Consider the following 21,586-nt stretch of genomic DNA (forward strand, 5'->3'; position numbering starts at 1 on the left):
TGTTCATTCTTCCTTGTGAGTCTGCAGTTCGTGGATGGAGGGGTCAGCCGATGGAGAACGGCTTGCCGTACAGGGTGACCTTCTGCTGGTTCTCACCGGTCGTCTCGACCACCGAGTACGAGCGAGCCTGGGCGTATCCGCCACATCCCTGGACCTGCAGCTGCGCGCGGTCGTAGGAGATGTAGTAGGTGCCCTTCTTCTCGATGTTCTTCGAGTTGACGACCACGAACGACACCGCACCCGGGGTCAGCGGAAGGGAGAACGAGCCGTTCAGGGTGGCCGTGGGGAGCGCTGCCCCGATGTTCGCGACGCTCAGTCCGCCACCGAGAGTGAGGTTTCCGACGGCCACCTGGCAACCCACGATGTAGCCGGTCGACAGCGTGGCGGCAGCCCCGTTGGTCTCGGTCGAGTTCGTGCCGAGGGTGCCCGAGGTCGAGCTGCTCTCCGACTGTGCGCCGCGGTTCGGACCGGCCTTCTTGTCCTTGAGGTTCGGGGCGTACAGGGTGATGTCCGCCGACAGCCACGCGGTGCGGCCTGCGCCGTTCGCCGCGAGCGAGGGCGAGATCTGGGCGAACTCGTTGCTGCGCGTCAGGACGATGCCGTCGTCGCCGCGGATGGCCCCGTTGGGCAGCTTGACGAAGGTGTCGGCGTTGGCGGCGCCCTGCGACACGAGACCGACGGCGGTGGCGCCGATCACGGCCATCGTCCCCAGCGTGCCGGCTCGCCGGAGCGCGGTGGAGTTCTTGCTCATCTGATCCTCTTTCGGATGCTCTGCCCGCCCCCGAGCGGGGCGTGTGTTCGTGACATGAACGGAACCGACAGCGCGACCACGGGGCTCGCTGCGCTGTTGTCGATCGGCAGAATCGTGGCGGGGTCAGGCGAACGTCAGGTGAACGACGGGCCGTGTTTCGGTGACATGCCTGCCGGTTTCCTGTGAACGGATGGCGTTCTGGGTCACGAAAGCGGTCAAACCGTAACCGTAAGCGCGGCTGACGATTTGAGACCGCGGATCAGTCACTCGGTGTTCATCGCGGCGTTCCCACCGCGTCGCCACGTACCGTGCGGACGTACTAGAGCTCGCGCCGTCCGCCGCGGGTCATGAGCATGTCGTAGGCGGTCTCGGCGTGCTCGGCGTCGTCGATGCCGTCGAGTTCGTCCTGCGGGTCGGACCGCACACCGATCGTGCGCTTGAGGACGAGCGCGATGACCGTGGTGGCGACGAGGGCGTAGAGGCCCACCGCCAGTACGGCGACGATCTGGCGCCACAACTGGTCGACGCCACCCCCGTAGAGGAGGCCGTCGACGCCGGCCGGGGCCGACGCGCTCGCGACCAGACCGATCATCACGGTGCCGACGATCCCCGCGACGAGGTGGACACCGACGACGTCGAGCGAGTCGTCGTACCCGAGGCGATATTTCAGCTCGATGGCGAGTGAGCTGATGGCCCCGGCGGCGATCCCGATGAGGATCGCCCCGATCGGCGTGACCGACGAACACGACGGCGTGATGGCAACCAGGCCCGCGACGACGCCGGATGCGGCGCCGAACGACGTCGGCTTGCCGTGCCGGATCTTCTCGACGACGAGCCAGCTGAGCAGCGACACCGCCCCGGCACCGAGCGTGTTAACGAGCGCGACGGCGGCGGTTCCGTCGGCCGCGAGCGCCGACCCGGCGTTGAAGCCGAACCAGCCGAGCCAGAGCAGTCCGGCGCCGAGCATGACGGCGGGGAGGTTGTGTGGCCGCATGGGGTCACGCGGCCAGCCCCGACGCTTGCCGACGACGATCGCCAACGCCAGCGCCGACGCGCCCGAGTTGACCTCGACGGCGGTGCCGCCGGCGAAGTCGATGGCACCGAGGTGGTTCGCGATCCACCCACCGTGGGTGGATGCGAGGCCGTCGAGCGCGAACACCCAGTGCGCGACCGGGAAGTAGACGACCGTCGCCCAGAGGGCGGCGAACACGAGCCATGCCGTGTACTTCATCCGGTCGGCGACCGCACCGGCGATCAGCGCGACGGTGACCATGGCGAAGCCGGCCTGGAACATGACGAACACGACCGCCGGGATCGTCCCGACCAGCGGGATCGACACCGTCGCACCGTTCGTCGCCAGGTACGTGCCGGTGACCAATCCGCGCAGGCCGGCGAACTGCGTCGGGTTGCCGATGACGCCACCGATGTCGTCACCGAACGCCAGCGAATACCCGAACACGACCCAGAGAACCCACACGACGCCGACGGCCGACAGGCACATCATCATCATGTTGAGGACCGATTTGGCGCGCACCATCCCGCCGTAGAAGAACGCCAGGGCCGGCGTCATCACGAGAACCAGTGCGGCGCTGGTCATCACCCAGGCGGTGTTGGCGGCATCCGGTGCGCCGAGCAGCGGGTATCCCACGGTGTCGCTCCCCCCGTCCCGCTCAGACCGTCGCCGTCAGGCGGGCGGCGAGGAGCTTCGCGAAGTGGGCCGGGTCGTCGAGTTCACCACCTTCGGCGATCACCGCCATCCCGTAGAGGAGGCGTGCGGTGTCGGCGAGCGACTCGTCGTCCTTCGTCGAAGCCCTCGCATCCCGCAGCGCGGTCACCAGCGGATGGTCGGGGTTGAGCTCCAGGATGCGCTTGGACGGCGGCAGGAACTGGCCGGAGGCCCGGTAGAGCTTCTCCAGCTGCGGGGAGAAGCTGAACGTGTCCCCGACGAGACAGGCGGGCGAGTCGATGAGGCGCGTCGACAGGCGCGTCTGGGAGACGTTGTCCGACAACGTCTCCGTCAGCCACGTCGTCAGGTCGGAGAATTGCTCCTCCTTCTCCGCGCGCTCCTTCTCCGCTGCGTCCTTCTCCTCCTGCGTCTTGCCCTCGTCGTCGTCGAGGTCGACCTCACCCTTGGCGATGGAGCGCAGCGGCTTGCCGTCGAAGTCCGGGACGTTGCCCGTCCACACCTCGTCGACGGGATCGCCGAGCAGGAGCACCTCGATGCCGCGGGCGCGGAACGCCTCCATGTGCGGCGAGTTCTCCATCGCCGACCGCGACTCGCCGGTGATGTAGTAGATCTCGGTCTGGTTCGGCTTCATCCGCGCGACGTAGTCCTCGAGCGAGGTCGCCGTCTCCGGGTCGTGGGTCGACTCGAACGCCGAGATCCCGAGGATCGCGTCGCGGTTGTCGGTGTCGGCGATCAGACCTTCCTTGATCGCGCGTCCGAACTGGTTCCACAGCGTGGTGTAGTCGTCGGGACGTTCGGTGCGGATGTCCTTGATCGTCGACAGCACCTTCTTGGTGAGCCGACGACGGATCGCACGGATCTGTCGGTCCTGCTGCAGGATCTCGCGGGACACGTTGAGCGACAGGTCGGCCGCGTCGACGACACCCTTGACGAAGCGCAGGTACTCGGGGATGAGTTCCTCGCAGTCGTCCATGATGAACACGCGCTTCACGTAGAGGTGGATGCCGTGCGAGCGCTCGCGCATGAAGAGGTCGAACGGCGCCTGGCTCGGGATGAACAGCAGCGCCTGGTACTCGAACGTCCCCTCCGCGCGCAGCGCGATGGTCTCCAGCGGCTCGTCCCACGCGTGGCTGACGTGCCGGTAGAACTGCGTGTACTCCTCGGCGTCGACCTCGTCCTTGGGACGGGCCCACAGGGCCTTCATCGAGTTGAGCGTCTGCGTCTCGACGACGGTCTTCTCGGTCGGCTCCGCGTCGTCGTCGCCGTCGCCCGACTCCGTCTCGACAGCCTCCACCCTCTCCGTCCGCTCGACGTCCATCCGGATCGGCCAGGCGATGAAGTCGGAGTAGCGCTTGACGAGCTCCCGGATCTTGCTCTCCGAGACGTAGTCGTACAGGTGGTCGTCGGTGTCGACGGGCTTCAGGTCGAGCGTGACCGACGTGCCCTGCGGCGCGTCCTCGACCGCTTCGATCGTGTAGGTGCCCTCACCCGACGACCGCCACCGCGTGCCCTCCGACTCGCCGGCCTTGCGGGTCACCAGCGTGACGGTGTCGGCGACCATGAACGTCGAGTAGAAGCCGATGCCGAACTGGCCGATGAGGTCCGCCGACGCGGCCGCGTCCTTCGCCTCGGCCAGCTTGGCCCGCAGCTCGGCGGTGCCCGAGCGGGCGAGCGTGCCGATGAGGCCGACGACGTCCTCACGGGACATGCCGATGCCGTTGTCGCGGATGGTCAGCCGGCGGTTCTCGACGTCACGCTCGATCGTGATGTGGAGGTCGGAGGTGTCGACCTCGAGGTCCTTGTCCTGGAACGCGGCGAGCCGCACCTTGTCCAGGGCGTCGGAGGCGTTGGAGACGAGCTCCCGCAGGAAGCTGTCCTTGTTCGAGTAGACCGAGTGGACCATGAGGTCCAACAGCTGGCGGGTCTCGGCCTGGAATTCACGTTCTTCGACGGGAGCGTTCACGGCTGCGGTCTCCTGTGTCACCTCGGCCGGCGGCTGCCGGCACCCCTGTTGCCCATGCGGACCGAACATCCGGTCCGGCGCAGGGATTTTACCGATCCGTCCGACCTCACCTGGACCGGCCCCGCGCCGTCACCGTGATCGTGTAAGCCGGTGTACGACGAGCCCGCGCAGCACCGACACACCGGAGACAAGTCATGACCGATACGCCCGGATCCGACAGCGACACCCACCTCGCGCCCGCCTACACCGGTCGACTCTCCCGGGACCGCATCCCCGCGCTGCGGATGCCGGAGTCCTCCATGGACCCCGACGCCGCGTACCGCTTCATCCACGACGAGATGATGTTCGACGGCGCCTCCCGGATGAACCTCGCGACCTTCGTGACGACGTGGATGGATCCGCAGGCCGAGAAGCTGATGGCCGAGACGTTCGACAAGAACATGATCGACAAGGACGAGTACCCGGCGACGTCGGCGATCGAGTCCCGGTGCGTGTCGATGGTCGCCGACCTGTTCAACGCCCCCGACCTCGATCCCGCCGACCCGTCGAGCGCGACCGGCGTGACCACCATCGGCTCGAGCGAGGCCGTGATGCTCGCGGGGCTGGCACTGAAGTGGCGGTGGCGGGCAGCCGGACGCGGGTCGGGCACCCCGAACCTCGTGCTGGGGTCGAACGTGCAGGTGGTGTGGGAGAAGTTCTGCCGCTACTTCGACGTCGATGCGAAGTACCTCCCCGTCGAACGGGGCCGCTACGTCATCACGCCCGAGCAGGTCACCGACGCCGTCGACGAGAACACGATCGGCGTCGTCGCGATCCTGGGCACCACCTACACCGGCGAGCTCGAGCCCGTCGCCGAGATCGTCGCCGCGCTCGACCAGCTCGCGTCGTCCGGCGGCCCCGACGTCCCCGTCCACGTCGACGCGGCCAGCGGGGGCTTCGTGGTGCCGTTCCTCGACCCGGAACTGGAGTGGGACTTCCGGCTGCCCCGCGTGAAGTCCATCAACGCCAGCGGCCACAAGTACGGGCTGACCTACCCGGGCATCGGGTTCGCCGTGTGGCGGACCCCGGAGGACCTGCCCGAGGACCTGGTGTTCCACGTCAACTACCTCGGCGGGGACATGCCGACGTTCACGCTGAACTTCTCCCGGCCGGGCAACCAGGTGGTCGGGCAGTACTACAACTTCCTGCGCCTGGGCCGCGAGGGTTACCGGCAGATCATGCAGACGCTGGCGGACACGGCGCAGTGGCTCGCCCACGAGATCGGGCAGATGGACGTGTTCGAGGTCGTCACCGACGGCAGCGGCATCCCGGTGCTCACGTTCACCACGGCACCGGAGGTCGGGTTCAGCGTGTTCGACGTGTCGCGCGGGCTGTCGACGTTCGGGTGGCAGGTGCCGGCCTACACGATGCCCGACGACGCCACCGACGTCGCCGTGCTGCGCATCGTCGTCCGGGAGGGGTTCTCCGGCGACATGGCGCGCCACCTCGCCGACAACCTGCGCACCGTGGTCGACGGGCTGCACACGGCGCACACCACCGGACATCTCCCCCGCCGCAAGCACTTCGCGCACTGACCCGGCCCCCCGGCGGCGGCACGGCCGCGCAGCGTCTCCCCCTACGCTGGGGAGGATGACCGTGCCCCCCGGGTCCGTGATGTTCGTCCACGCCCATCCCGACGACGAGTCGCTGTGGACGGGCGGCACCATCGCGCGCCTCGCGGACGCCGGCGCGACGCTGTCGACGCTGTGCCTGACCTGGGCGGACGGGACGAAGCGTCACGCGGAGCTGCAGCGCGCGCTCGCGGCGCTCGGGGCTCCGCCCGCGACCGCGCTGGGATACGCCGACCGTGGGTTCGCCGACTCGGCGCCCGGCGCCCCCCGCCTCTGCGACGCAGACTTCGACGTCGTGGTCATGCAGGTCGCCGGCGCGATCCGCACCCACCGGCCGGACGTCGTGGTGACATACGACGCCTACGGCGTGTACGGGCACCCCGACCACATCCGCACCAACCGCGTCACCCTCGCCGCCGTCGACGCCGCGGCGACGTCGTCGATCTACCCCGACGCCGGACTCGCCTGGCAGGTGCGGTCGGCGTATCTCACCACCGTGCCGACGTCGACGATGGAGGCCATCCGCCGGCGCATCGGCACCGACCCCGACGCCCCGCCCGCGGGGACGCCCGACGAGGACATCGACCTGTCGGTGGACGTCGCCGACTGGGTCGATCGCAAGTGGTCGGCGATCGTCGAACACCGATCCGAGATGGACCGCAGCACCGCGCTCAAAGCGCTTCTCGCACTCGACGAGGAGACCCGCCGTCGGCTGCTGCGCGTCGAGTACTACCTGCGACGCGACCTGGTCCCCGGCGGGTGTGCACTGGTGGTCGAGCCGGGCTAGACATCTGTGCGGTCGGTACCCTCCGCGCATGGACTTCAGCTTCGTCATGCTGACGTGGAACCGTCCCACCTTCCTGGACGCGTGCCTCACCAGCCTGCTGTCGGCCATCGCCGACCGGGAGCGGTGCGAGATCCTCGTCGTCGACAACGGGTCCGACGCCGCGACGAAGGAGGTCCTGGCCCGGTACGCGGGTGAGCAGAACCTCCGGGTCACCACCCTCGCGGAGAACGAGGGCCTGCAGGCGTATCACCGGCTGTTCGCGGCCGCCCGGGGGAAGTACGTCGTCGTGGTCGACGACGACGTCCTCGAGTTCCCCCACGGCCTCGACGCGATCTTCGACCGCTACATGACGGCCTTCACCGACTACGGATTCCTGTGCCTGAACGTGGTGCAGAACGAACACACCGACGGTGCGAAGCCGCCGGCGGACGCGTACACACTCGATGTCCGAGGCGACCTGACCGTCGAGCGCGGACCGGCCGGCGGGTGGTGCGCCTGCTTCCGGCGCCGTCACCACACCCTGCTCAGACCGCTGATCCGACGGCGCACGGTGTCGATGGCGAGCGGTGAGGACGGCATGCTCTCGACCGTCTTCGCGACGTACCTGCGCAAGAAGCACGGCGTCATCCGTGACCACGTCTGCTTCCACGCGTCGGGTCCGTACTACGCGGCGCGGTACGGACACCTCGATCGGGAGATCGAGAAGTACCGCTCGGCCGGGCTGAGCGAGCTCGTCACCGCGTACGAGGACCACCGCGACGGGGACGGGACCGGGGAGAGGAACCGACCCGACCGGATGACCCGGCCGCCCGGCTAGCCGCGGTCCTCCAGCACCTCCAGATCAGTCCGGAGGCCACTGGCGCGCAGCACCTTCCTCGCGACACCGGCACGGAGGTCGTCGGCGGCGCCCACCAGGGTGACGGAGTCCACCGCCCGCGTGATCGCGGTGTAGAGCAGTTCCCTCGTCAGCAGTGCCGACCGTCCCGGCGGGATGACGACGGTGACCGCGCCGTACTGGCTGCCCTGGCTGCGGTGGATGGTGGTCGCGTACGCCGACACGACACCGCGCAGGGTCCGAGGCCGGACCAGCCGCGGTCCGTCACCCGGCCCCACACCGGGGAACGCGACCATCGGTTCCCCGTCGACCGTCACCACCACGCCGGTGTCGCCGTTGTGCAGTCCGGCACGACGATCGGTCTCGGTCAGCAGGACCGGTCGCCCGGCGTACCACGGACGCGCGGGGTTGTCGTCGACTCCGGCAGCGCGCGCGACGACGCTCTGCCAGGGGGCGACACCCGCCGGTCCCCGACGGTGCGCGCACAGCACGCGGTGGCTGTCGAGCGCCGCGAGAGCGCCGACGGCGTCGCCCACATGGGCCGCTGCCGTCATCGCACGCACCCATCGGGTGGTCGCGGCCAGGACACCGGCGGTACCGGCGTCGCTCTCGGTGACGAGGCGAACCTCCGCCTCGGCGGCGCCGTCCCGACCCTCCGCCAGCTGCTCGACGACGGCGTCGGCGTCGCCGTCGCGGACCGCGTCGGCGAGCGCACCGATCCGCCCGCCGAAACGTCGGCGCCGTCGCAGCGACACCACCGCGCCCGACGTCCCCGTGTCGCCCGATCCGACGCTGTGGACGAGGTCGGCCAGGACGGCCCCGGCGTCGACCGAGGCCAGTTGATCGGGGTCGCCCACGAGGATCAGCCGCGCCGACGGGCGCACCGCGTCGAGCAGTCGGAACATCATCGTCAGCGACACCATCGACGCCTCGTCGACGATGACGACGTCGTGGGGAAGCCGGTGCGCCGCGGAGTGCCGGAATCGTCGACCATCGGGCAGGGGCCCGAGCAGCCGGTTGATCGTCACCGCGCGCACCGGCGGGAGACGCAGGTCGGCCTGCCCGCTGACGGCGGCCTGCAGGGCCGCGGCCGCCCGTCCGGTCGGGGCGCAGAGTCCGACCCGCAGGCCCGGCCCGTCGATTCCCTCGAGCAGCGCGATGATGCGCGCGACGGTGTGTGTCTTGCCCGTGCCCGGACCGCCCGCGAGCACCGTCGTGCGGTGGGTCGCCGCGGTACGGGCGCCGAGCGCCTGCAGGTCCGGCTCGTCCGCGCCGTCGTCGGGGAACAGAGCGCGGACCGCGGCGTCGACGGCGCTCTGGTCGACCGTCGGTGGGTCCGCGGCGCGGGCGGCGAGAACCTCGCGGACCCTCGCCTCCTGCCGGAAGTACTTGTCGAGGTAGACCAGGACCGCGTCGTCGGCGGTGCGCACGAGGCGCAGCGGGGCGAGTCCACCGGGCCCGGCGTTCGTCACCGGGGACGAGCGCAGGGCCTCGACGAGTGGGGCGGGGTCCGGCCAGGGCAGATCCGCGACATCGACGCCGTCGGGGGCGTCCCGGTCGGGTGGGATGTCGCGCAGGCGGGCGACGTCGACGCACACCGACCCCGCCCGCAGCGCGCGCACGGTCAGCGCCACGAGCAGTTCCACGGGCGCTGCGACCCCGCCGACGAGACGGACGAGCCGCCGAGCGACCTGGACGTCGGCGACACCGATCACGCCGGCGTCGGCGAACGTCGCGACCAGATCGTCTGTGGCGGGCGAGGATCGCACCGTCTCGGCGGTCATCCACGTCCTCCCAGCAGATCCGACAGCGCCACGACGAGGTCGCCGGGCAGATCCCACCGCACGACGCCGATCCCCGGTGGCGTCTCGGGCCCCGCCATCCCCCGCACGAACAGGTAGTGCACCGGGCCGAGACGCCGCTGCGCCTGACCATCGGCCAGACGCCACCGCAGGTAGCGGTACAGCGCCACCGCGTACAGCATGGCCTGGAGGGGGTAGTGCGACCGGATCATCTCCGCGGTCATCGAGGGCTGGTCGTAGTCGAGCGCCGACAGGTCCCCCGGGCCCATCCGGTTGGTCTTGTAGTCGACGACGAGGTAGCGCGTGTCCGCGCCGTCGCCGACGCCGAGGACGCCGTCGATGCTGCCGGTGAGGAATCCCCGGAGCTCGGGGTCACCGAGTTCGCGCAGCACCCCGGCGTAGGCCCGCATCGGATCGTTGTGCGCGAGGTGCCGTTCCATCAGGCCTGCGATCGCCTCGACGGCACCATCGTCCGCCGACAGCGGGAACTCGAAGTCGACCTCGGCGAGACGACGACGCAGGGGGACGTCGAGCAGTCGGAGGTCGCCGGCGCCCGGGAGGTGCAGTGGTGTCGAGACGACGGCGTGCAGCGCGTCGACGAGGTGGCCGAGGTCGAGATCGAGGCCGGCCGCGGCGACCGCCGGTGCCGCGCAGCGTGCCAGCTCGGCGCGGATGTCGGGTGCGTCCACGTCGACGGTCTCGAGCACCGCGTGCACCAGGGTTCCGAACGCCGCGCCGAAGGGCAGTCCGTTCATCGGCGACGGCAGCACGAGATCGGCGGCGGCGCCGTCGGACTCGGCGGGCTGGTCGTCGTCGAGGTCCGCCTCGGTCGGTTCGTCCTCGACCGTCAGCGGGTCCGGCTCGGAGGTGACACCGGGAGCCGCGTCGTGGGCGGCGGCGACGAGGGCCGTGTAGGAAGTCCGTCGCCACCCGGCGTCGATCGTGCGATCGAGGTGGGCGGCGCGCAGTGTGACGGGTCGGTCGGTCCCGGTGTCGTCGTCGACGACGGTGTCCGACGACCCGGATGCGCCCTGGGACACGACGATCGGGGCCGGTGACCGCGCCGCCCAGTCGGTGAGGTGGTCGATCGCCTCGGCGTCGGTCGGGATCTGCGCCGACGCCGCCGGGTCGGGACCGGTCACGGCGCGCGACGGCCGCGCGAACAGGAGGCGGTGCAGCGGCGACTGTCGCACCGAGGACCCGGGCGCCCACCACAGCGTCACCGCCGATCGCGCCCGGGTGACCGCGACGTAGAAGAGCCGCAACTCCTCCCCCGAGTCCTCGGCCTCGGCGGCCGACCGGCGCCGCGGGTACCCGGGCGCCTCGGGTCCGCCGACGTCCAGGACACGACGGTTCTGCTCGTCGTGGAACTCCAGCGTCTGCGGCGACGGCATCCTCGCCGAGTCCCACCCGAACGGCACGTGCACGATCGGGAACTCCAGCCCCTTGCTGCCGTGGACGGTCATGATCGTCACCGCGTGGGCGTCGCGGTCGAGCCGCCGGCTCTGCTCGGCCTGGTCACCCACGGTCGGGTCCTCCCGCCGTTCGGAGAACCAGCGCACCAGCCCGGGGAGCCCGGCGCGCTCGGTGACCATGTGCCGGTGGCACAGCGACGCCAGGTGGAGGTGGTCGGTCATCGCGCGTTCGCCGTCGTGGGTGGACAGCACGCGGGCGTAGAGGTCGCGGCGCAGCGTCAGACGCTCCACCATCGCGGCGAACCCCGACCGTTCCACGGTCTCGGCGAGGTCGGCGACGAGATCGGACGCCGCGTCCGGGGGGCCGTCGGCGGCGGCGATGTCGGCCGGCGACCACCCCAGCAGCGGCGTGAGCGCGGCGAGGGCCACCCGGTCGGCGCGCGTCGGCTGCTCGAGCGCCCGGAGGAGGTGGAACCAGTCGCGCGCGGCGTCGGTGGAGAAGACGCTGACCCCCGCACCGACCACGGACGCGACGCCGTGGTCACGCAGCGCTGTCTGCAGCGGCTCGATCACCTTGCGTGTGCGCACCAGCACGGCGATGTCGGAGGGGCGCACCGGGCGCTCCCCGTCGGGCGTCGACAGCGTCGGGGGGTCCGCGAGAAGGGCGGCGATGTCGTCGGCGACGTCGGTCACCACGGATCGGCGGAGGGCGTCGAGCTTCGGCAGCCCGGACCGTGAGTCCTGCGGCCCGTGCCCGCTGCGCCGCACCACCTTCAGGCGCAGAGGCGGCAGGCCGTCGATGCGGGCGCCGTGTCGGGCGTCGACGCCGCGCACGACGATGTCGGGGTGTCCGAGCTGGGCGCCGCCGTAGAGGTGGTCGAGTGCGGACACCAGGGCGGCGTCGGTGCGCCAGTTCGTCGTGAGGCGGCGGTTCTGGTCGGCGACGCGGGAGGCGTCGAGGTAGGCCAGCACCTCGGCACCCCGGAACTTGTAGATCGACTGCTTCGGGTCGCCGACGAGCGTCAACGCGACATGTCCGTGGAAGCACCGGCGCAGGATCTCCCACTGCACCGGGTCGGTGTCCTGGAACTCGTCGACGAGAACGGCCCGGAAGTGACGGCGGATCCGCGCGCAGGCCGCCTCGCCGTGGACCGGATCGCACACGACGTCCCGCAGCAGCGACTGCAGCTCGTCGTAGTCGCGGATCCGGCTCATCCGCTTGCGGCGCTGCACCTCTCGGCGGACGGTCTCGACGAACCGCACGCGCAGCGCCTCGGGCGTGTCGTCCGCGGCGTCGTCGGGGACGATGCGCGCCGCGGCCTGACGCACCGCGGCGCGCGCGATGGTGCGGGCGGTGTCGGCGGGGAACGGCGGCGGGCTGTTCGCGAACCACTTCAGGTGCACGTCACCGGCGACCTCGTTCACGAGGTCGTCGACCTCCTCGACCAGGGTAAGCCCCTCCTCGCGGTCGCCGGCGACGCCGAGCGCGTCGAGCATGCGCGAGCAGAAGGTGTGCGTCGTGCTCACCGTCGCTGCGTCGAAATCGGAGAGAGCGGCGGCGATGCGCTCGCGGCGGAGCGCCAGCTCGGCCGCGTCCACCGCCGCGACGACCGCGACGAGGGTGTCGTCGGACGTCTCCGGGTGCGCGAGACCGACGGCGAGGGAGCGCAACCGCTCCCGCGTGCGTTCCCGCAGCTCGGCGGTGGCCATCCGGCTGAACGTCACCAGCAACAGCGACTCGACCGGGACGCCCTCGGCCACGTACCGGGCGGCCAGGGCCACGATGGCATGGGTCTTCCCGGTCCCCGCCGACGCCTCCAGAACCGTGGTGCCGGTGGGCAGGGGGTCGGCGAGCGTGAACGGTCGCGCCTCGGTGTGCGTGCGGTCGCTCATCGGGTCGTCGTCGTCTCGTGCGCGGTGAGCGGCTGCCAGATGCGGGCGGCGATGTCGCGCAGGTCGGTGTCGGAGGCGGCGATCTCGTCGAACCCGCCAGGGAAGACGAACTGCTCGAAGCGGTCGGTGTGCTCGCCGAACCGGCTCTCGTAGTCGGCGCGGGCGGCGTCCAGCGCCGGTTCGTGGTCGACGCCGCGTCCGCGACGCTCGGCGTAGGCGGCGGTCGCCGAGACGGGTGCCGGCAACGGCGCCTGCAGGCCCCGATCACGCAGGGCGACGAGGCCGGCGAGGAGGGCGATGGGATCGTCGGGGACGGTCAGGTCCGCGACGGCGATCGCGGTTCCTCGCCCTCGACCCACGGTCCGGGCCCCGACGATCCCGGGAACCGATGCGGCGGTGGCCAGCAGGGTCGCCCAGGCCGCGACGCGGCGCTTGGCGGAGAGTCGCGAGAACGACGCGGTGACCGTCCGCAGTCCGGTGTCGGTGTGGCGCAGCGAGTCCACGGTGCCGGTGACGCGTCGCCCGTCGGGCAACGTCACGTCGACGTCGACGGTGACGCGCGGGGTGAGTGCCTCGGGCCCGGCGGCACCCACGATGCGGTCGACCACGTCGACGATGTCGTCGAGAGCACGCAGACCGAAGTCGAAGGGCGGCAACACACCCCGCCGCAACTCGACGGCACGCAGCGTCGTGAGGTCGATGCCGTCGAGCCTGCGCGAGAGGATGCGGTCGCCGATGCCCCATCGCTCGAGGGAGTCGAGGTCGGCGGACATCGCGTCCGGGAGGACGTCCTCGGCCTCGGGGACGCCGGTGTGCAGTCGCTGCCGCAGGAAACCGCGGGTCGGGTGCTCCAGGAAGGCGACGAGATCGCCGAGATCGACGTCGGCATGGGCCATCTCGTCGGTCAGGGGGATCGGGGTGCGATCGAACGCCAGCGTGCCCGACGACGGCCCGAGCAACGCCCGGGCACCGGCGAGGGCGACGGTGTCGTACGAGAACGGGTGGGGCGTCGGATCCGTCGCACCGGCGACGGGTTCGGTGGTGAACGACGCGGGGTCGAACGCGTGCAGCGGATGGCGCGTCACGATCGCGTCCGGACCGTCGGCGCCGGTCAGGGTGACCAGCGTGTCCAGCAGTTCGCTCACCGGGACCGACGGCGGCCTGCGCAGGCCGGACACCGGGTCGGTCCCGGTGAAGCACACGGCCAGTCGGTCGGTGGCGGACATGATCGTGTCCATCAGCAGCTGGCGGTCCTCCGCGCGCGGATCACGTTCCCCGACGACCGGATCGCGGCCCAGGACGTCGTCGCCGTCGGCGCGGGTCGCCCGCGGGTAGGTGTCGTCGTCGAGTCCGAGCAGGACGACGGCGCGGTGCGGCACCGACCGCATGGGCACCATCGAGCAGACCGTGAGTTCGCCGGTGCGGAAGTTGGCGCGGGTGGGCCGCGCGGCGACCATCTCGTCGAGCAGGGAGGTGACGTCGGCGCGGCGGAGGGTGAGCGTCCCGCCGTGGTCGAACGCGGCGTCGATCTCGGCGATCGCGCGGGCCGTCTGCCACGCCTCCGTCCGGTCGCTCTCGGTGAGATCGGTGACGACCCGGATGAGCGCGTCGCGCCACTCGTCGTTGGTGTGGACGCCGCTGAGGTCTCCGACGCACCGCTCGAGGCGGTCGACGAGATCGACGAAGCGGCCGACGAGATCGACGTCGGCGCTCTCGATATCGGCCAGCGGCAGGGCGCGGTCGATCCAGCCGTCGAGCTCGTCGGCGACCACACCGAGTGCCAGGCGGTCGATGCCGGTCTCCATCGTGTTCTGCGGGAACCCGCCCAGCCCGAACGCCCTGCGTTGCGGCTCCCCCAGTCCCCATCGCACGCCCGCGCGGACGAGCCAGTCGTCGATGCGCTCCAGTGCGTCGTCGTCCAGACCGAATCGGCGCGCGACGGGTTCGCGCGCCGCGAGGTCGGCGACGTCGCCGGCGGTGATGCGCGATCCGGCCAGGGCGTGGACGGCGACGACGGTGTCGAGCACGGCGTTGGTCGCCGTCAGCCCGCGGTCGGCGAGGCGGACCCGCAACCGGTGCGCGGGATGGGTGGTGGCGTCCTGGCCGAACGACGCGGCGACGAGTGGCGCGAACAGCTCGATGTCGGGGCACATCACCACGACGTCGCGCGGGGTGAGCGTGGGGTCGTCGGCGAACATGCGCACGATGACGTCACGCGCGACCTCGACCTGCCGGGCGGGTCCGTGGCAGGCGTGGACGGTGACGGTCCCGTCGGCGACAGCCGAGCCCGACGACGGGGGTTCGTCGGCCTCGATGCCGGACTGGAGGCGCCCGAGCAGGGTCGCCGGCCGCTCGGACGGGAGCGGGTGGTGCAGGTCGTCGTCGACGACGGCCCCGAGGCGGTGGCGTGTCTCGCGGACCTCGCGGGAGAGACTGGCCACCAACGGATGTGGGGAGAGCGCACGCCGCAGGTCGCGCCGACGGACGGCTCCCCCGGCGACCTCCGACCGCCAGAGCGCGTCGGACGGATGCGGCAGGAAGACGTGCACGTCCCGGTGCGCGGCCACCGCCGACAGCACTGCGAGCTGCTGCGTGGTCAGGCGGGTCGGTCCGAACAGCGCGACGCGCGCGGGCAGGTCGACCGACGTGGGGTCCTGCCGGATGCGGGCGCAGAGGTCGTCGAGCATCTCGGCGGGTGACGGGGTGCCGATCCGGTCGCGCAGGGCGCGCCACACCACCGGCTGCCACAGCAGGTCGTCGTCGACCGGGCGCGGTGACCCGTCGTCGTCGGTGACGCCGTCGATGTCGTCACCCCGGGTCCAGGCGGACAGCATCGCGGGGCGGGACGCCGCATAGGCGCGGAACAGGCGGGTGAGGTGGCCGGCGGTGGCCCACCGGCGGCCCGCGCGATGCGCGTCGACGGTCGGTCCGTCGACGCCGAGATGTCGGGCGAGGACCGCACACCCGGGCAGTCCTGCGCACTCGTCGACGACGTCGAGCAGGTGCCAGCGCACCCGGGCAGTCGCCCACGGGTCCTCGACCATGCGATGACCGCGGACGCCGGACAGCACCCCGTCGACGAGATCGGAGGCGGACCGGAAGTCGATGTTGGCCGCGACACCGTCGTCGGCACCGGGTGTCGCGCCGAGCGTCAGGGCGAGGCGCTGCGCCAGCCACCGCTCGACACCCTTCGCGGGCACCGCGACCACCTCCGCGGCGAACGGGTCGATGAGGGGCTGCACGAGGATGCCCGCGAGCGCGTCCGCGAGGACGTCGGTGCGGGGCGATCGGTGCAGCGTGAACACGTCAGGCCCGGGCGCCCGACCGACTGCGCAGCGGCAGGGGTTCCCGGATGCGGGCGGTCATCGTGGCGACGACGTCACCGGGGAGCGGTGTGGGGCGGCCGGTGCCGTCCACGCGTACGAGCGTGGTCTCGGCCTGGGCGTACGCGGTGCCGTCGGGGCTGCCGAGACGCGCGGCGAAGTCGAACGATGTGCGCCCGACCCGGCTCAGCCACACCGTGCAGACCACGCCGTCCTCGGTGTACGGCATGGTCGCGAGGAACTCGACCTCCTGGCGGACGACGACGAGTCCGCCCTCCAGCACGTCACGGCCGTCGTTCCCCTCGGCGTCGCGCGCGAGCAGTCGGTGCGACGCCCGGACCCGCGACTCCTCGAAGAGCCGCGCGATGGCGACGTTGTTGATGTGGGCGTTGGTGTCCATGTCGCCCCACCGCAACTGCAGGGACACGGTCACGACGTCGTCGGACATGCGGACAGACTATCGGCGCCGTCCGACGCCCGGCTCCCGCCGTCGACCGTGCACCAGATCCGCCGATCGTGCGCGAAACACGCGCCGAGCGGGCAGCACAGGTTCGTCGGTCCCGACCCTCGCGTGGTCGGTCAGAGCACCCTCGCCGATCAGCGACGGGTGAACTGCAGCTGGGAGACCTGCAGGTAGCCCGACGCGAACCCGGCCTCGCAGTAGGCGAGGTAGTACTCCCACATGCGACGGAACGTCTCGTCGAAGCCGCTGTGCACGGCGCCGGCCGACTCCCACGACGCGATGAACCGGTGCCGCCAGCGACGCAGGGTCTCGGCGTAGTGCTGACCGAGGTCGCTGCGGTCGGTGCGCACCAACCCGGTGTGCGCCGCCAGGGTCTCGTCGATCGCCTGCAGCGACGGGATCAGCCCACCGGGGAAGATGTACTTCTGGATCCACCCGAACGACCGGCGGGTGGCCACCATCCGGGAGTGGTCCATCAGGATCGCCTGGATTGCGACGGTCCCGCCGGGCGCCAGCAGTTCGTCGATGGCCGCGAAGTACGTGGGCCAGTACTCCTCGCCGACGGCCTCGATCATCTCGACGCTGACGATCGCGTCGAACTGTCCGGTGACGTCGCGGTAGTCCTGCAGGCGGATGTCGATGCGGTCGGTGAGACCGGCCGCGGCGATACGTTCCTGTGCCAGCTCCCGCTGCTCGGTGGACAGGGTGATCGTCGTGACGTGGGCCCCGCGCTGCGCGGCGCGGATCGCGAGTGCGCCCCACCCGCTGCCGATCTCGAGAACACGGGTCCCGCTGCCGACGTGTGCCATGTCGAGGATCGCGTCGATCTTGCGCAGCTGTGCCGCCTCGAGATCCTGGCCCTCGAACGGCATCGACTCGTCGAACTTCGCCGCGCTGTAGGACATCGTCGGGTCGAGGAACGACGCGAACATCTCGTTGGAGAGGTCGTAGTGCGCCCCGATGTTGCGTCGGGAGCCCTCGCGTGAGTTCTTCGTGGCGGCGGGGATGCGCTTGTCGACGACGGCGCGCAGCTTCCAGATCGGTTCCGGGACGAGCGATGTCATCCGCTCGGCGAACGGGGTGAGCGCCGCGCCGAGGTCGCTGCCGGGCGCGGCGCGCCAGTCACCGGCCATGTAGGCCTCGCCGAGGCCGATCTTCGGGTTGTGGCTGATGCGGTCGTAGAACGCCCGGGGCCGCACGATCTCGAGGACCTGGCTGTCCGGCCCGCCCGCGCCGCGCACGGTGCCGTCCGGGAACCGGACGTGGACGGGCGCCTTGCCGATGGCGTAGTCCATGAGCCAGCGTGCGATGGGCACCTTGACCCAGGTGCCCGCGAGCAGCGGGCGACGTACGGCGAAGGGGTCGGCGAGTCCGGTCATCTCTGGATCTCCTGGGCTGGGGTGTGCACCGGTCGTGGGACGACCGGCAGTCGGCGGAGCCACAGCCACACGCCGTGCACCGTGATGAGGGTGCGGGCGCGCTGCGGCATGACGGGCATGGTGATCACGGCGCGCAGCAGGCGCCGTGGGGTCGCGGGTCGGGGTGCGCCGGTGAAGGACGCGTGGAACGGGGCGTGTCCGTCGCGGTCGAGACGGATCGAGACGGCGACGGCGTCGTCGCGGAGGACGAAGCGCATGCGGTACGTCCCGGACACGTCGTTGAACGGCGAGACGTAGAAGGTCTTCTCGGTCTCGACGGTGCCGTGGGCGTCGGGGTGCAGCAGGTACGCGGTGCGCTCACCGTAGGTGTTGTGCACCTCGGCGACGAGGCACACGACGGAGCCGTCGGGGCCCAGGCACCAGAAGACCGACAACGGGTCGAACACGTAGCCCAGCACGCGGGCGTTGGCGAGCATGAGGATCCGCGAACCGGCGGGGAGGTGCACACCCTGGGCAGTGAGGAATCGCTCCACGTTCGCGCGGATGCCCGCCGGTCCCCCACCGTCGTCACGACCGATGTGGTCCGCGGCGCGGAAGTCGGCGAAGGGGCGCAACAACGCCGGCGGCCGCGGCGGGTCGTCGAGGTCGATGAGCCACTGGTAGGCCCTGTGGGAGAAGCGGTGTCGCACCGGCGACCGCCGCTCGTGGGCCACCTCGCCGACGACCAGCGCCGGCAGACGGGGCAGGACGGGGCGGGTGGTCACCAGTGGGCACCGAGACGTTCGGCGGCGGCCACACCCGATCGGCAGCCGTCCTCGTGGAAACCCCAGCCGTGGTAGGCGCCCGCGTACACCGTCGTGTCGGTGGCGATCTGCGGCAGGTCACGTTGCGCCGCAACGGCTGCCGGTGTGTACACCGGGTGTGCGTAGTCCATGACCGCGATGATCGACCCCGGGTCGATGCGGTCGGTGGCGTTCAGGGTGACCAGGTAGTCGGTGTCGCCGGGCAGGTTCTGCAGGCGGTTCATCCAGTAGGTGACGACGGGCGGTTCGTCGGAGGTGCCGACGTCCCCGGGCACGAGGTAGTTCCACGACGCGCGGGCACGCGGGGTCCGCGGCAGGAGGCTCGCGTCGGTGTGCAGCACGGCCTCGTTGGGCGAGTACCGGAACGCCGACAGGGTCGACTTCTCCTCGGGCGTCGGGTCGGCGAGCATCGCGAGCGCCTGATCGGGGTGCACCGCGATCACCACGGCGTCGAAGCGGTGTCGGGCACCCTGACCGTCGGTGATCACCACCCCGTCCTCGGCGTCGGGGTCGGTCCGGCTGATCCGGGTGACGGGGCTCGAGGTGCGCACGTCGTGGAGTCGGTCGGCGAGGCGCCGGACGTACTCGTGCGATCCGCCGGTCACCGTGTACCACTGCGGCGACCCCGTCACCGACAGCATGCCGTGGTTGCGCAGGAACGCGAACAGGTACCGCGCGGGGTAGTCCATCGCCGTCTCGCTGCCCGACGACCACACGCACGACACGAGCGGGACCGCGTAGTGGCGGCGGAAGAACTCCCCGAACCGGTGCCGCGCGAGGAACTCGCCGAACGTGGTGAGGTCGCTGTCGGCGGTCTCGTCGAGGAACCGCGCCGCGAGGCGGTGGAACCGCTTGACGCCGAGCAGCATCCCGAGGAAGCGGGGGTCGGCCAGACGCCACGGCTGCGCGAGTACCCCCCCGGCACCGCGGCCGCCGGCGTACTCGAAGCCGCCCACCGCGTCGCGGATGCTCATGCTCATCTCGGTCGGCTGCGTCTCGACGCCGAGCTCACCGAACAGCCGCCGGAGCAGCGGATAGGTCTCCTCGTTGTGGACGATGAACCCGGTGTCGACCGCGATGTCGCCGTCGGGGCCGGGGACGCGATGGGTGTGGGCGTGGCCGCCGAGCCGGTCGTCGGCCTCGAACACCGTCACCCGCGACGACCGCGAGAGGATGTGGGCGGCGGTGAGTCCCGAGACCCCCGATCCGACCACGGCGACGGTCCTGTCGCCTCCGCCCGTGATGTCCGCCATCGCAACGTCCTCGCCTTCGTCTGTCGTCCGGTGCCGGGTCGCCGATGGGCGGTGCGGTCAGCACATTATCGGCACGCGTGACCTCACTGCTGCGTTCGGAGTGTGGCCACGCCCGGATGGGGTGACGGCCTTCACGTCGGACCGGGACGGCCCGCACGCCGCCTACTGTGGAATGCGTGAGCATCCACCGCACCACGGTCGTCCCGGGCGCCATCGACGACGTCTTCGCCTGGCACGAACGTCCGGGTGCGTTCCGGCGCCTCTCCCCGCCTGGGTCACCGATCGGGCTGCGGTCGGAGGCGACCTCGATCCGCGACGGACAGGCCGTCCTCGCCCTGCCGGGCGGCCTCAGCTGGGTGGCGTCGCACGAGCCGTCCGGGTACCGCCCGCCGTTCCAGTTCGTCGACCGGCTCAGCAATTTCCCCCTGCGGGTCCTCACCCCGTGGAAGCACACCCACGGGTTCGAGGCCGTGGACGACACCCACACCCGCATCATCGACCACGTCGAGACCCGCGTGCCCGGGTTCGCACTCGCCCCGATGTTCGACTATCGCCACCGTCAGCTCGCCGACGACCTCGCCACGCAGGCGTGGGCGCGCGATCTGTCGCCCGACCCGCTGGTCATCGGCATCACCGGCGCCTCCGGGACCATCGGTCAGGCGTTGTCGGCGTTGGTGACCACCGGTGGCCACCGCGTCGTGTCGCTGGTGCGACGGGAGCCCCGGGGACCCGACGAGCGACGGTGGGACCCCGACGCCCCCGACTCCGATCTCCTCGACGGCCTCGACGTCGTCGTCCACCTCGCGGGCGCGTCGATCGCCGGCCGGTTCACGGACTCCCACGTCGCGGCGGTCCGCGACAGTCGCGTCGGGCCCACCCGGCTGCTGGCCGAGGTCGCCGCCGACGCCCACGCCGCCGGTCGCGGACCGTCGGTGTTCGTGGCCGGTTCGGCCATCGGGTACTACGGCGACATCCGGGGCGACGAGGAGCTCACCGAGGACAGCGAACCCGGCACCGGTGTCGTCGCCGACATCGTGCGCGACTGGGAGGCGGCCGCAGCCCCCGCACGCGAGGCGGGTCTGCGCGTGCCGGTGATCCGGACCGGCGTGGTGCAGGCCGCGGCGGGCGGCATGCTCGCGCTGCTGCGCCCCCTGTTCACGGCGGGCCTGGGCGGTCGGATCGGCGGCGGTCGGCAGTGGTTGTCGTGGATCGGGATCGACGACGTGTGCGACGTCTTCTACCGTGCCGCCCTCGACGACCGCGTCGACGGCCCGGTCAACGCCGTCGCCCCCGACCCGGTCCGCAACGCCGAGTTCACCCGCACCCTCGGCCACGTGCTGCACCGTCCGACGGTGCTGCCCGTCCCGGCGATCGCCCCCGAACTGGTGCTCACCCGCACGGGGGCGCGGTCACTGGCCCTGGCCGACCAACGCGTCGTACCGACCCGTCTGACCGCCCTGGGTCACACCTTCCGGATGCCCGATCTCGAGCAGGTGCTGCGCCACCAGCTCGGTCACTGAGTCCCGCGCCGGAGCTCGCCGAGCACGCCCGGCGCCACGACACCCGGTCGGACGGGTGCACGACACGACGTCGATCAACCCGGTGACCGGGATGCCGGCGCC

Annotated in this window: 14 protein-coding genes; 4 read left to right on the forward strand and 10 right to left on the reverse strand. The window is 71.3% G+C overall.

All coding sequences use genetic code 11. The annotated features are described in order from the left end of the window. Window positions 1–43: 43 nt before the first annotated feature. From LX12_RS03175 to htpG, 3 genes are all read right to left on the reverse strand, one after another. Window positions 44–751: an MspA family porin gene (locus LX12_RS03175; RefSeq protein ID WP_253653025.1), complete on the reverse strand. Its 708-nt coding sequence runs from the start codon at window positions 749–751 to the stop codon at window positions 44–46. Window positions 752–1,070: 319 nt separating this feature from the next. Further along, a complete protein-coding gene (locus LX12_RS03180) occupies window positions 1,071–2,348 on the reverse strand; it encodes an ammonium transporter (protein ID WP_253653175.1) in 1,278 nt (425 codons plus the stop codon). A gap of 73 nt (window positions 2,349–2,421) precedes the next feature. Further along, on the reverse strand, window positions 2,422–4,401 hold the full coding sequence (gene htpG, locus LX12_RS03185) for a molecular chaperone HtpG (protein ID WP_253653026.1): 1,980 nt from the start codon (window positions 4,399–4,401) through the stop codon (window positions 2,422–2,424). Window positions 4,402–4,595: 194 nt separating this feature from the next. Here htpG and gad point away from each other — a divergent pair, with 194 nt between their 5' ends. From gad to LX12_RS03200, 3 genes are read left to right on the forward strand one after another with little or no spacing between them, the layout of a single operon-like run. Continuing rightward, the gene (gene gad / locus LX12_RS03190) at window positions 4,596–5,975 is read left to right on the forward strand and encodes a glutamate decarboxylase (protein ID WP_253653027.1); all 1,380 of its coding nucleotides are present in this window, start codon (window positions 4,596–4,598) and stop codon (window positions 5,973–5,975) included. Between the two features lie 55 nt (window positions 5,976–6,030). Then, window positions 6,031–6,798: a PIG-L family deacetylase gene (locus tag LX12_RS03195; RefSeq protein ID WP_253653028.1), complete on the forward strand. Its 768-nt coding sequence runs from the start codon at window positions 6,031–6,033 to the stop codon at window positions 6,796–6,798. Window positions 6,799–6,826: 28 nt separating this feature from the next. Then, window positions 6,827–7,615: a glycosyltransferase family 2 protein gene (locus tag LX12_RS03200; protein ID WP_253653029.1), complete on the forward strand. Its 789-nt coding sequence runs from the start codon at window positions 6,827–6,829 to the stop codon at window positions 7,613–7,615. Here the strand turns inward: LX12_RS03200 and recD are convergent. The 7 genes from recD to LX12_RS03235 all read right to left on the reverse strand — a co-directional run bounded on the left by recD (window position 7,612) and on the right by LX12_RS03235 (window position 19,964). After that, on the reverse strand, window positions 7,612–9,417 hold the full coding sequence (gene recD, locus LX12_RS03205; RefSeq protein WP_253653030.1) for an exodeoxyribonuclease V subunit alpha: 1,806 nt from the start codon (window positions 9,415–9,417) through the stop codon (window positions 7,612–7,614). The two genes, LX12_RS03200 and recD, sit on opposite strands and share 4 nt — an antisense overlap. Continuing rightward, window positions 9,414–12,743, reverse strand: a complete 3,330-nt coding sequence (locus LX12_RS03210; protein ID WP_253653031.1) for a UvrD-helicase domain-containing protein — start codon at window positions 12,741–12,743, stop codon at window positions 9,414–9,416. Before LX12_RS03210 ends, recD begins: the two co-directional genes overlap by 4 nt. Beyond that, window positions 12,740–16,048 (reverse strand): exodeoxyribonuclease V subunit gamma, encoded by a 3,309-nt coding sequence (recC, locus tag LX12_RS03215; RefSeq protein WP_253653032.1) that lies wholly within the window; start codon window positions 16,046–16,048, stop codon window positions 12,740–12,742. Before recC ends, LX12_RS03210 begins: the two co-directional genes overlap by 4 nt. A 1-nt stretch (window position 16,049) precedes the next feature. Continuing rightward, window positions 16,050–16,514, reverse strand: a complete 465-nt coding sequence (locus LX12_RS03220; RefSeq protein ID WP_253653033.1) for an acyl-CoA thioesterase — start codon at window positions 16,512–16,514, stop codon at window positions 16,050–16,052. A 149-nt stretch (window positions 16,515–16,663) separates the two neighbouring features. Continuing rightward, window positions 16,664–17,908, reverse strand: a complete 1,245-nt coding sequence (locus LX12_RS03225) for an SAM-dependent methyltransferase (RefSeq protein WP_253653034.1) — start codon at window positions 17,906–17,908, stop codon at window positions 16,664–16,666. After that, window positions 17,905–18,672 carry a DUF1365 domain-containing protein gene (locus tag LX12_RS03230; protein WP_253653035.1) on the reverse strand — a complete coding sequence of 256 codons (768 nt, stop codon included), beginning with the start codon at window positions 18,670–18,672 and terminating at the stop codon, window positions 17,905–17,907. Before LX12_RS03230 ends, LX12_RS03225 begins: the two co-directional genes overlap by 4 nt. Next, window positions 18,669–19,964 carry an NAD(P)/FAD-dependent oxidoreductase gene (locus tag LX12_RS03235; RefSeq protein WP_253653036.1) on the reverse strand — a complete coding sequence of 432 codons (1,296 nt, stop codon included), beginning with the start codon at window positions 19,962–19,964 and terminating at the stop codon, window positions 18,669–18,671. The genes LX12_RS03230 and LX12_RS03235 overlap by 4 nt, the downstream gene beginning before the upstream one ends. A 176-nt stretch (window positions 19,965–20,140) precedes the next feature. On the opposite strand from LX12_RS03235, the gene LX12_RS03240 reads away from it, so the two are divergent. After that, entirely contained in the window at window positions 20,141–21,484 is a 1,344-nt protein-coding gene (locus LX12_RS03240) for a TIGR01777 family oxidoreductase (protein WP_253653037.1), read from the forward strand. Window positions 21,485–21,586 lie beyond the last annotated feature (102 nt).

Origin of the sequence: Williamsia serinedens (assembly GCF_024171725.1) — a bacterium.
Taxonomy (GTDB): Bacteria; Actinomycetota; Actinomycetes; order Mycobacteriales; family Mycobacteriaceae; genus Williamsia_A; species Williamsia_A serinedens.

Bases quoted from the DNA above. Each gene is read 5' to 3' on its own strand.
- LX12_RS03175 (WP_253653025.1), bottom strand. From the start codon at position 751: ATGAGCAAGAACTCCACCGCGCTCCGGCGAGCCGGCACGCTGGGGACG.
- LX12_RS03180 (WP_253653175.1), bottom strand. From the start codon at position 2,348: ATGACCAGCGCCGCACTGGTTCTCGTGATGACGCCGGCCCTGGCGTTC.
- LX12_RS03225 (WP_253653034.1), bottom strand. From the start codon at position 17,908: ATGACCGGACTCGCCGACCCCTTCGCCGTACGTCGCCCGCTGCTCGCG.
- LX12_RS03210 (WP_253653031.1), bottom strand. From the start codon at position 12,743: ATGAGCGACCGCACGCACACCGAGGCGCGACCGTTCACGCTCGCCGAC.
- LX12_RS03195 (WP_253653028.1), top strand. From the start codon at position 6,031: ATGACCGTGCCCCCCGGGTCCGTGATGTTCGTCCACGCCCATCCCGAC.
- recD (WP_253653030.1), bottom strand. From the start codon at position 9,417: ATGACCGCCGAGACGGTGCGATCCTCGCCCGCCACAGACGATCTGGTC.
- LX12_RS03235 (WP_253653036.1), bottom strand. From the start codon at position 19,964: ATGGCGGACATCACGGGCGGAGGCGACAGGACCGTCGCCGTGGTCGGA.
- gad (WP_253653027.1), top strand. From the start codon at position 4,596: ATGACCGATACGCCCGGATCCGACAGCGACACCCACCTCGCGCCCGCC.
- LX12_RS03220 (WP_253653033.1), bottom strand. From the start codon at position 16,514: ATGTCCGACGACGTCGTGACCGTGTCCCTGCAGTTGCGGTGGGGCGAC.
- LX12_RS03200 (WP_253653029.1), top strand. From the start codon at position 6,827: ATGGACTTCAGCTTCGTCATGCTGACGTGGAACCGTCCCACCTTCCTG.